Origin of the sequence: Halalkalibacter kiskunsagensis, assembly GCF_037027555.1 — a bacterium.
Classification (GTDB): Bacteria; Bacillota; Bacilli; order Bacillales; family Bacillaceae_D; genus Halalkalibacter; species Halalkalibacter kiskunsagensis.
This window is the reverse complement of the sequence record NZ_JAXBLX010000029.1, coordinates 1-11,502: the sequence shown is the minus strand read 5'-3', so window position 1 is coordinate 11,502 and position 11,502 is coordinate 1. Positions and strand designations below refer to the sequence as shown.

Here is an 11,502-nt window from a genome sequence, read left to right as displayed (position 1 = left end):
TGATGTTTTATAATAAGGGTTGTCTAAAACCAAGTTTTTACTAATATACACGAATCGATAAATATGGTTTATTGCCTAAAATCACTTACTATTTTATAAATAATAGAGAAGGCTATTTAAAGGATCAGGGAAAGCTGGTGGTGAATACATATGATAATGGCAGTGGACGTTGGAAATACGAATATAGGACTGGGGCTTTATGAGAGTAAAGAATTAAAATATCATTGGAGAATTGCCACAAGTCGTCAAAAGACAGAAGATGAATGGGCGATGTCCCTTAAAGGTTTATTTGACCATGTGGGTATCTTTTTTGACATGATTGAAGGAATAATTATTTCTTCGGTTGTCCCGCCGATTATGTATACGATTGAACAAATGTGTAAAAAGTATTTCGGGTTAAAACCAAAGATTATTGGTCCTGGTATTAAAACCGGGTTAAATGTTAAATATGATAACCCGAAAGAAGTGGGAGCTGACCGTATTGTAAATGCAGTTGCTGCTATTGGGTTATATGGAAGTCCTTTGGTTATCGTCGACTTTGGAACGGCGACGACGTACTGTTATATTAACGAGGAGCGTCAATACATGGGTGGTGCGATATCTCCAGGAATCTCCATTTCAACAGAGGCGCTTTATACAAGGGCTTCCAAACTTCCAAGAATTGAAATAGCAAAACCAAAGAATGTACTAGGGACTAATACAGTACACGCGATGCAAGCAGGCATTTTTTATGGATACGTCGGTCAGGTTGATGGAATTGTAAATAGAATGAAAGCACAAGCAAAAAAGGTTCCTACGGTTATTGCAACAGGTGGGATGGCATCGTTAATTGCGTCAGAGACGGAAACAATTGATATAGTTGAACCGTTCTTAACGTTAAAAGGATTACAAATGATTTATGAAAAAAACTTGTAAGGATGGGAAGTAAAAATGGAAGATTATTTAATAAAAGCAACGGCATTTGAAGGCAAAGTACGAGCATATTCACTTGTAGCAACAAATATGGTTAATGAGGCAGTTAGAAGACAAGGGACGTGGCCAACGGCATCAGCTGCACTAGGACGGGCAATGATGGCAAGTACGATGATGGCAACGATGCTTAAAGGTGATTCTAAGCTCACGGTGAAAGTTGAAGGGCAAGGTCCTATTGGCAAAATTATTATTGATGCAAATACTAAAGGAGAAACAAGAGGCTATGTTACTAATCCTCAAACCCATTTTGACTTAAATAGTCAAGGGAAGTTAGATGTAGCTAGAGCTGTTGGTACTAATGGGTATTTATCAGTTGTAAAGGATTTAGGATTAAAAGACCATTTTACAGGAAGTGTTCCGCTTGTATCAGGGGAACTTGGAGAAGATTTCACTTATTATTTTGCGTCCTCTGAACAAACACCATCGTCTGTTGGGGTTGGTGTACTTGTGAATCCCGATAATACGATTTTGGCTGCAGGCGGGTTCATTATTCAATTAATGCCAGGTGCTGATGACGATGTAATTGAAGAAATTGAAAAGCGTTTAGCATCAATCCCTCCTATATCCAAACTAGTGGAAGCGGGGATGCCTCCTGAGGAAATGTTACAAGCTCTATTAGGTGATGACAATGTGAAGTTCCTAGACAAACAACCAATCACATTTTCATGCCGCTGTTCAAAGGAGCGAGTAGAAAATGCGATCATTAGTTTAGGGAAAAAAGAGATTCAAGCAATGATTGATGAAGATGGAGGGGCGGAAACGGTTTGTCATTTTTGTAACGAAACATACAAGCTGACTGCTGACGAGTTAAAAGACTTATTAGAACAAGCATGAAAATAGGAAAATTGTAACATGTTGATTGACTTATCAGAAAACGTCTGATATTATAATTTATATAAAACCAATAAATTTACTAGGGATTGAGGAGGCGTTATTGTGAAGGTTGTAAATTCAATTACTGATCTTATCGGACAAACACCATTAGTAAAAGTTAATCGTCTTGTATCTGAAAAACATGCTGATATTTATTTGAAATTAGAATTCATGAATCCAGGTAGCAGTGTAAAGGACCGTATTGGTCTAGCGATGATTGAAGCTGCTGAAAAATCTGGTAAATTAAAGCCGGGAGTTACAATTGTAGAACCGACAAGTGGTAACACAGGTATTGGTCTAGCAATGGTTGCAGCTGCAAAGGGATATAAAGCAAAGCTTGTTATGCCTGAGACAATGAGTTTAGAGCGTCGTAACCTATTACGTGCATATGGAGCTGAACTTGTTCTTACTCCAGGTCCAGAAGGAATGGGTGGAGCAATTCGTAAAGCAACAGAGTTAGCAAAAGAAGAAGGCTACTTCATGCCACAACAGTTTGAAAATGAAGCAAACCCAGAAATTCACCGTAATACAACAGGGAAAGAACTTCTTGAGCAAGTTGACGGTCAAATTGACGGATTTGTATCAGGTATCGGTACTGGTGGTACAATTACAGGTGCAGGTGGTTTGCTAAAAGAGCATTTCCCGAACGTGCACATTGCGGCAGTTGAGCCACAAGATTCGCCTGTACTTTCAGGTGGAAATCCTGGACCACATAAAATCCAAGGAATCGGTGCTGGATTTGTACCGAAAATTTTAGACACAGAAATTTATGATGAAGTCATTCAAATTTCAACAGAAGAAGCGTTTGAATATGCTCGTCGTGCAGCTCGTGAAGAAGGAATTCTAGGAGGCATTTCTTCCGGTGCAGCAATTGCTGCAGCTTTGAAACTTGCTGAAAAGCTTGGACCTGGTAAGAAAGTAGTAGCAATTATTCCTTCAAACGGTGAGCGTTACTTAAGTACACCACTTTATCAATTTGAAGATTAATAATTATTAATAAGGAGGTTATGAGTGAGGACTCATAGCCTTCTTTTTTATTAGCACAAAAAGAGGAATCTAAAGGCTTTAACCTAAGGATATTAACGAAAATGAAGTGTCGTTCCTGCATTTATTTTCTTGGTGAAGGGAAGAATAAAAGCGATTAGAAGGTGAAAGGGGCATCTTAAAGTGAGTGAAATAATTATTATTTTACTTCGAACGGTTATCGTGTTTATCATCATTCTAACGTTTTTTAGATTTATGGGAAAAAAGGAATTAGGAGAACTGAGTTTACTAGATATTATTGTTTCGTTAATGATAGCGGAGTTAGCAGTTATTGCGATTGAGGATCCAGAAGTGTCAATGGCACGAGGGTTAGCGCCAATATTTTTGTTGATTTTTATTCAAATGACGCTTACTACGATTAGCTTAAAAAATCAAAAATTTCGAGATCTCATTGAAGGTAGACCAATCATGATTATTGAATATGGGAAAATGAACCAGACGAATATGAGAAAGCAACGCTATAACCTCGATGATGTACTATTCCAATTACGAGAAAAAGGAATTTCCGATATACGAGAAGTTGATTTTGCTATTTTGGAGAGATCAGGAAATTTATCCATATTTACAAAAGACGAAAATACTTCTCTTTTCACACTGCCTTTAATTCAGGACGGGGTTATTCAAGAAGAACATCTAGTTATCATTAAAAGAACAAAGGAATGGTTGTTATCTGAGCTAGCAAAAAAGGGATATAGTCAAATAAAAGATATTTTTTATTGTAGTTATATGAAGGGGCAGTTCTTTATTGAAGAAAAGGATAAGAAGACAATTAATCGTTAGGTACAAGGTGAAGGTTTCATTTTGTGTTTGGCCCAAATGAGTATTCTCATGTAAAATAGACGAAAAGGAATGGAGACAGGAGTGAAGGAGTTGCAACAGAATCGTATAAAAAGGGTGAAGTCTTTCTCTCTTGATCATAACGTATGGTTTACTCGGTACCGACAACTAGCTGCTTGTGAGCCTAAGCATGTCCTCTTAGAAAGTGGAAGAGGAGGTCGTTATAGCATTATCGGCTTAAAGCCCTTTGCTATTATATCAGGGAAATCTAATTGCTTAACTTTTGAGATGGACGGTAAAGTAGAAGAAAAAAAAGGACCGTTACTTGAGAGTTTAAAAGAAGTTCTTTCTCCCTATTATCAATCAACAATAGCGGAGTTACCTCCTTTCCAAGGAGGAGCGATTGGCTACTTCTCCTATGATATTGTTAGGGAAGTTGAGAAGCTTCCTAAAATAGCAGATGATGATTTAGCGCTTCCTGATTTATACTTTATGCTTTTTGATGATGTCTTTGTGTATGATCACGAGAAGCAGGTGATGTGGATCATCGTTCATGGACGTACCACAGAAAGTGATGCTCTAGAAAAAAGAATAGATGATTATGTTAAACAATGGCTTAACGAAGATGAGTATCAAAACGAGAGAACAAAGAATTCCTATTTAAAAAAGGATGGAAAACTTGCTTCTCTCTCAGAAGAGGCCTTTTGCGCGGCGGCTGAAAAAATTAAAGAATATATTGCCCGTGGAGATGTGTTTCAAGTTAATTTGTCCGTTCGACAATCAAAGCCATTAACAACAGAACCGGCTCATGTTTATGAAGTATTAAGACAAGTGAATCCTTCTCCGTATATGAGTTACTTTCAAACACCTGACTTTCAGTTTGTAAGTGCGTCTCCAGAGTTACTTGTGAAAAAAGATGGAACGGAGCTTAGTACAAGGCCGATTGCTGGAACTCGATCTCGCGGCAAGGATGACAAAGAGGATCAAGAGCTTGCTTCGACCTTAATTAATAACGAAAAGGAACGGGCGGAGCATGTCATGCTTGTTGATTTAGAGCGGAATGACCTAGGTCGTGTTTCTGCTTATGGATCGGTCGAAGTAGATGAACTGATGGTGATAGAGAAGTACTCACATGTCATGCATATTGTTTCAAATGTAAAAGGAACATTAGCCGATGATAAATATGACCTGTATGATGTGATTCGAGCAACGTTTCCTGGAGGAACAATAACTGGGGCTCCAAAAGTAAGAACGATGGAAATCATAGAAGAGCTTGAACCAGTTCGCAGAGGGATTTATACTGGTTCTATAGGTTGGATTGGATTTGATGAGAATATGGAGTTAAATATTGCTATCAGGACGATGGTTTGCAAAGATGGACAAGCTCATGTTCAAGCAGGAGCAGGAATTGTGATTGATTCGATCCCATCCAACGAATACAAAGAATCTTTAAAAAAGGCAAGAGCACTTTGGCACGCATTAGAGACTAGTGAAGAAGAGATGAGAAAAACGATTGTTAGATTGAGCTGAGGAGGAGAAGAATATGATTTTAATGATTGATAATTATGACTCATTTACGTACAATCTTGTTCAATACCTAGGGGAGATGGGGCATGAACTTATTGTTAAACGGAATGACCAGATTACATTAGCAGAAATAGAAGAGCTACAACCCGATTATATTATGATTTCACCAGGACCGAAAAGCCCAAATGAAGCAGGAATTAGTCTAGAAACAATTAAGCATTTTGCGGGGGAAATTCCGATCTTTGGTGTGTGTCTCGGGCATCAGTCCATCGCCCAAGTATTCGGCGGCGATGTCATCCGAGCTGAACGATTAATGCACGGAAAAACATCAAATATTCATCACGATGGTGAAACGATTTTCAAAGGCTTGCCCAAGCCACTGACAGCAACGAGATATCATTCTCTTATTGTGAAGAAAGAAACGTTACCTGCCTGCTTTGTTGTAACAGCAGAAACGGATGAAGGAGAAATAATGGCGATTCGTCATCGTGATCTTCCAATTGAAGGCGTTCAATTTCACCCAGAGTCTATTATGACGGAAGCGGGAAAGCAACTTCTACGAAACTTTGTTGAAACGTATGGCAAGGAGACTTCAACGTGTTCGTCTATATAAATGGCCAGGTCGTAAGCAAAGAGGAAGCTACCATTTCTGCTTTTGATCATGGATATATGTACGGTCTTGGTCTGTTTGAAACGTTCCGCGTTGATCATGGTCATCCATTTTTACTGGATGACCATTTTCAGCGTTTGCAGGAGGGGCTCGCGACTCTTGGTATCAAATGGTCGATGAAAAGAGAAGAGATCGTTGGAGTGATTCAAGCATTGCTTTTGGCGAACCAACTTGAAAGTGCTTATGTACGGTGGAATGTGGCAGCTGGTCCAAATGAACTTGGGTTGTATACAGGAGAATACACAAATCCAACAACGATTGTTTATATGAAGCCACTGCCTACACAAAGTGTCATCTCAAAAAGTGCTAGAATTCTTTCAACTAAACGAAACACACCTGAAGGAGAGTTTCGTTTAAAATCCCATCACTATTTAAATAACGTTTTGGCTAAACGAGAATTAGGAGATACTAGTAATGATGAAGGGATTTTTCTAACAGAGGCAGGATTTGTTGCGGAAGGGATCGTCTCCAATTTATTTTGGGTAAAAGAAGGCATTGTGTTTACCCCGAGTGTAAAGACGGGGATATTGGACGGAATTATGAGGCAGTTTGTTCTCTCTTTACTAGAGCGTAAGAACATTCCGTATCAAATCGGCTTCTTTCGACCTGATCATGTCTTGAATGCAGATGAAGCGTTTATTACAAACTCGATACAAGAGGTTGTCTCCTTACATTCTCTTAGTGACAAGCTGTATAGTGGAGAACAATTGATTGCTTGTGAGTTAAGGAGACTGATAGCGTTTTACAGAGAGCGGTTATGGAGCAGTTCAGAATTGAATGGAGGCACAACATGATTCAAGAGTTACTAAACAAGAAGCGGACATTAATTATGGGGATCGTAAACCTTACACCAGACTCGTTTTCTGATGGCGGAAAGTATGATGAGGAGAAGCGAGCTGTTGAACGTGCAAAGCAACTTGTTGCAGACGGTGCTGATATCATTGATATTGGCGGGGAATCAACAAGACCTGGTGCGGAAATGGTGGATGAAGCAGAAGAAATTAGAAGAGTAGTGCCGATTATTGAAAAAATAGCGAAAGAAATTTCTGTGCCCATCTCAATTGATACGTATAAACCAGAAGTGGCGAAACGAGCAATTGAGGCTGGAGCATCGATTATTAATGACGTGTGGGGAGCTAAATGGGATAACCGTATGGCCGATGTGGCAGCTGATTTACATGTTCCGATCATCTTGATGCACAACCGCGTAGATCAAACGTATACAGATTTAATGCAAGATGTTTTAAAGGATTTAGAAGAGAGTATCGAAATTTGCACAAGCCGAGGAGTGTCAAAAGAAAACATCATCCTTGATCCTGGTATTGGATTTGCGAAAACACATGATAAAAATCTCGAGGTAATGAGAAATTTACATCAAATCGTTGATATGGGTTATCCTGTTTTACTAGGAACATCCAGAAAGTCGATTATTGCAAAGACTCTTCAGTTACCAGTTGATGAACGAGTTGAAGGAACAGGTGCAACGGTATGTTATGGTATTATGAAAGGGTGTCATATCATGAGAGTTCATGATGTGAAAGAAATGTTTCGGATGGCTAAGATGATGGATGCCTTGACCGGTAAGGAGATGACTCATGGATAAAATTTATATGAATCAACTAGCCTTTTACGGATATCATGGTGTATTTCAAGAAGAGCAGAAACTCGGCCAGCGTTTTATTGTTGATCTAGTTTTACATTTGGATTTAACAGAAGCAGGAGCAACAGATGAGTTAGATGCAACGATTAATTACGGTGATGTGTATAATCGCGTTAAAACGATTGTTGAAGGCCAATCTTCTAAACTAATTGAATCTGTAGCAGAAACCATTGCTAGTGAACTTCTGACTCAATATGACCGGTTGCAAGAGTGTACGGTGAAAGTTATTAAGCCTGATCCACCTATACCTGGTCATTACCAATCGGTTGCGATAGAAATCACGAGGTCGCGCTGATGAAACACGATGTCTATATTGCGTTAGGATCTAACATTGGTGATCGATACGATTATTTAGAGAAAGCAATCGAGCTTTTACGTGCAGAGGAACATATACAAGTTGTGAAACGTTCGTCTATTTATGAAACGGAACCCGTTGGGTATGTTGATCAACAGTCTTTTTTAAATATGGTTGTGTATATTCAGACAGCACTTTCCGCGTGGGAATTATTGGGGGTAACCCAGTCAATCGAGCGTGATTGCGGGCGTGAACGAGATATTAGGTGGGGACCACGAACAATTGATCTTGACATTTTGCTGTTTGACCAAGAGAATATGATGATGGAGAACCTATCGATCCCCCACCCGAGAATGTGGGAGCGAGCATTTGTGATTGTTCCGCTAAAGGAAATCCATCCAAATTTGTATGCAAAGCATCTCGGACAAACCATTCAAGAGATCTATGATGAATTACCGGATAAAGAAGGGGTAACGATATGGAATCCAGAAACAACGGAAGAAAAATTCGAGCCTATCGAAAGCTCAAAGGATATACGCAAGAAGAATTTGCAAAAGAAATAGGGATGTCTGTCTCTGTGTTAGGAGAAGTCGAGCGTGGCAATCGTCTTGCTACTGATTCGATGATCGAGAAGATGACGTCTGTGTTACAAGTGCCAAAGCATGACTTAATACCTGATGAAAGGTTATCTATTTGGAGGTGAGTAGTATGTTGAAAATTGGCGATATCGAAATGAAAAATAAAGTAGTTCTAGCACCGATGGCCGGTGTTTGTAATCCGGCATTTCGTTTAATAGCAAAAGAGTTTGGTGCAGGTTTAGTTTGTGCAGAGATGGTTAGTGATAAGGCGATTTTGCATCAAAATGAAAAGTCTCTAAGTATGTTATACGTAGATGAACGTGAAAAACCATTAAGCTTACAAATCTTTGGTGGTGAAAAGGAAACACTTGTAGAGGCGGCCAAGTTCGTAGATAAAAATACGAATGCTGATATCATTGATATTAATATGGGTTGTCCTGTTCCAAAGATTACGAAATGTGATGCAGGAGCTAAGTGGTTGCTTGATCCAAATAAGATTTATGAAATGGTAGCAGCAACTGTTGATGCAGTTGATAAGCCTGTCACGGTTAAGATGCGTATTGGTTGGGATGCTGACCATGTATATGCGGTGGAAAATGCTCGTGCGGTTGAACGTGCAGGAGGTAGTGCAGTTGCTGTACACGGTCGAACACGTGTGCAAATGTATGAAGGCAAAGCAGATTGGAACATCATTAAAGAGGTAAAAGGTGCTGTTAACATTCCTGTTATCGGAAATGGTGATGTGACAACCCCCCAGGAAGCGCGTCGTATGTTAGATGAAGCTGGAGTGGACGGTGTTATGATCGGGCGTGCTGCGCTTGGGAACCCGTGGATGTTATATCAAACGATTCAATATTTAGAAAATGGTACATTAGCAGATGAACCAACACCTCGTGAAAAAATTGATGTTTGTATGATCCACTTAGATCGTCTCATTAAGCTAAAAGGTGAGAGTGTAGCAGTTCGTGAAATGAGAAAGCACGCAGCGTGGTATTTAAAAGGCATGCGAGGCAATGGTCGTGTTCGTGAAAAAATTAATAGCTTTGAAACAAGGGACAATGTAGCAGATACTTTATATACTTTTGTTGATGAGTTAGAAGTACGGATGGCCGAACAACAATCAAGTGTTGTTTGACTTTTCTGATGTACTTCACTATAATTCGTTTGTAATTATAATGCTGCCAGTGTGATACGCTGGCAGTTTTTCTACATATAACGAGCTACTCGATGAATGGAATAGATAATAGAGGAGATGATGTGCAAATGGCTCAAGAACTTGAGTTAAATGATCAGCTGGCAGTACGTAGGGAAAAATTGGCGAAGTTACAGGAACAAGGGCAAGACCCATTTGGAGGGCGATTTGAACGGTCGCATACAGCAAAGTCAATGACTGTGTCTTTTGGAGAGGAATCGAAAGAAGCACTTGATGAGGCAGGACATGAGGTTACACTTGCGGGACGTATTATGACAAAGCGTGGCAAGGGGAAAGCAGGATTTGCTCATATTCAAGATTTAACTGGACAAGTACAAATTTATGTTCGGAAAGATGCAGTCGGTGATGATCAGTATGATTTGTTTAATACAATTGATATTGGTGATCTTGTTGGGATAACGGGGACAGCTTTTAAAACAAAAGTTGGTGAACTCTCCATTAAAGTTACAAAGTTTGAGTTGTTATCGAAATCACTTCGTCCACTACCAGATAAATTTCATGGATTAAAAGATATCGAGCAGCGCTATCGTCAACGTTACGTTGACCTTATTGTAAACCCGGAAGTAAGAGATACATTTGTATTACGTAGTAAAATTCTCCAATCAATGCGTCGTTATTTGGATTCCAAAGGCTATTTAGAAGTGGAAACACCAACAATGCATTCAATTGCTGGTGGAGCTTCAGCTCGTCCGTTTGTTACGCATCATAATGCGTTAGACATGACTCTTTATATGCGTATTGCGATTGAATTACATTTGAAACGTTTAATTGTCGGTGGTTTGGAAAAAGTTTATGAGATTGGCCGTGTCTTCCGTAATGAAGGTGTGTCAACACGTCACAACCCGGAGTTTACAATGATTGAGTTATATGAAGCCTATGCTGACTACCTTGATATTATGGAATTAACAGAGGAGTTGGTCGCGCATATTGCAAGAGAAGTGTTGGGTACGACGACTGTGACGTACGGTGAATACGAAGTGGACCTAGAACCGAAGTGGAAACGAGTTCATATGGTTGATGCGATTAAAGATAAGACAGGTGTAGATTTCTGGAAGGAAATGAGTGACGAAGAGGCGCGAGCCCTTGCGAAGGAACATAACGTTCATGTAAAAGAAACGATGACATATGGTCATGTTGTAAATGAGTTTTTTGAGCACTTTGTAGAGGAAGAGCTTATTCAACCAACGTTTATCTATGGGCACCCATTGGCAATATCGCCATTAGCAAAAAAGAATCCAGAAGATCCTCGTTTCACCGATCGGTTTGAATTGTTTATCGTTGGTCGTGAGCACGCGAATGCATTTACTGAGTTAAATGATCCGATCGATCAACGTGGTCGTTTTGAGCAACAACTTGTTGAGCGCGAGCAAGGTGATGATGAGGCTCATATGATGGATGAAGATTTTGTTGAAGCGCTAGAGTATGGAATGCCGCCAACAGGTGGGCTTGGAATCGGGATTGATCGATTAGTGATGCTTTTAACCAATTCACCATCTATCCGAGACGTATTATTATTCCCGCAAATGCGCCATCGTGAGCAAGGTGAATAAAGTATATTGTTGATATTAGGGGCGGTTGTTAATCTCTAGCATGATAGGAATCATGAGTTTTGTGAGGTTGTTCAAAAAGATTGTGTTTTTCCTTTTTGAACAACTGCTTTAATTTATATCAACTTTTTTCTGAAAAAGCCTTGCAATTAGTTTTAGTAGATGATATATTATTCCTTGTCGCCAAGACGACTTACGAGTTTTTAAAAAAGTGTTGACAATCCTCCTTGGTTTTGTTAATATATGAAAGTCGCTGTGAAACGACAAATTAGTTCTTTGAAAACTGAACAAAAGCCAAGCGAAATAGAGAAACATGTTTTCTCGTCAATGTTTAGCAATTTAGTAA

At 39.4% G+C, this 11,502-nt stretch carries 13 protein-coding genes; all 13 read left to right on the top strand.

The genetic code is table 11. The features are described 5' to 3' along the window. Positions 1-150: 150 nt before the first annotated feature. The 13 genes from SLH51_RS16340 to lysS all read left to right on the top strand — a co-directional run bounded on the left by SLH51_RS16340 (position 151) and on the right by lysS (position 11,159). Positions 151-915 (top strand): type III pantothenate kinase, encoded by a 765-nt coding sequence (locus SLH51_RS16340; protein WP_335962431.1) that lies wholly within the window; start codon positions 151-153, stop codon positions 913-915. Between the two features lie 15 nt (positions 916-930). Beyond that, positions 931-1,806, top strand: coding sequence for an Hsp33 family molecular chaperone HslO (gene hslO / locus SLH51_RS16335; protein ID WP_335962430.1), 876 nt, complete (start codon positions 931-933; stop codon positions 1,804-1,806). Positions 1,807-1,905: 99 nt separating this feature from the next. After that, positions 1,906-2,832, top strand: coding sequence for a cysteine synthase A (cysK, locus tag SLH51_RS16330; RefSeq protein ID WP_335962489.1), 927 nt, complete (start codon positions 1,906-1,908; stop codon positions 2,830-2,832). A gap of 180 nt (positions 2,833-3,012) precedes the next feature. After that, positions 3,013-3,669: a DUF421 domain-containing protein gene (locus SLH51_RS16325; protein WP_335962429.1), complete on the top strand. Its 657-nt coding sequence runs from the start codon at positions 3,013-3,015 to the stop codon at positions 3,667-3,669. A 69-nt stretch (positions 3,670-3,738) separates the two neighbouring features. Continuing rightward, positions 3,739-5,196, top strand: coding sequence for an anthranilate synthase component I family protein (locus tag SLH51_RS16320; protein ID WP_335962428.1), 1,458 nt, complete (start codon positions 3,739-3,741; stop codon positions 5,194-5,196). 13 nt (positions 5,197-5,209) lie between these two features. Continuing rightward, on the top strand, positions 5,210-5,806 hold the full coding sequence (pabA, locus tag SLH51_RS16315) for an aminodeoxychorismate/anthranilate synthase component II (RefSeq protein ID WP_335962427.1): 597 nt from the start codon (positions 5,210-5,212) through the stop codon (positions 5,804-5,806). Then, complete coding sequence (pabC, locus tag SLH51_RS16310) at positions 5,791-6,657, top strand: aminodeoxychorismate lyase (protein WP_335962426.1); 867 nt, start codon at positions 5,791-5,793, stop codon at positions 6,655-6,657. The genes pabA and pabC overlap by 16 nt, the downstream gene beginning before the upstream one ends. Beyond that, positions 6,654-7,466 carry a dihydropteroate synthase gene (gene folP, locus SLH51_RS16305; RefSeq protein WP_335962425.1) on the top strand — a complete coding sequence of 271 codons (813 nt, stop codon included), beginning with the start codon at positions 6,654-6,656 and terminating at the stop codon, positions 7,464-7,466. Before pabC ends, folP begins: the two co-directional genes overlap by 4 nt. After that, positions 7,459-7,818: a dihydroneopterin aldolase gene (gene folB, locus SLH51_RS16300; protein WP_335962424.1), complete on the top strand. Its 360-nt coding sequence runs from the start codon at positions 7,459-7,461 to the stop codon at positions 7,816-7,818. Before folP ends, folB begins: the two co-directional genes overlap by 8 nt. Next, a complete protein-coding gene (gene folK, locus SLH51_RS16295) occupies positions 7,818-8,381 on the top strand; it encodes a 2-amino-4-hydroxy-6-hydroxymethyldihydropteridine diphosphokinase (RefSeq protein ID WP_335962423.1) in 564 nt (187 codons plus the stop codon). Before folB ends, folK begins: the two co-directional genes overlap by 1 nt. After that, on the top strand, positions 8,297-8,521 hold the full coding sequence (locus SLH51_RS16290) for a helix-turn-helix domain-containing protein (RefSeq protein WP_335962422.1): 225 nt from the start codon (positions 8,297-8,299) through the stop codon (positions 8,519-8,521). The genes folK and SLH51_RS16290 overlap by 85 nt, the downstream gene beginning before the upstream one ends. Before the next feature lie 5 nt (positions 8,522-8,526). Beyond that, the gene (dusB, locus tag SLH51_RS16285) at positions 8,527-9,531 is read left to right on the top strand and encodes a tRNA dihydrouridine synthase DusB (RefSeq protein ID WP_335962421.1); all 1,005 of its coding nucleotides are present in this window, start codon (positions 8,527-8,529) and stop codon (positions 9,529-9,531) included. 128 nt (positions 9,532-9,659) lie between these two features. Continuing rightward, entirely contained in the window at positions 9,660-11,159 is a 1,500-nt protein-coding gene (gene lysS / locus SLH51_RS16280; protein WP_335962488.1) for a lysine--tRNA ligase, read from the top strand. Positions 11,160-11,502 lie beyond the last annotated feature (343 nt).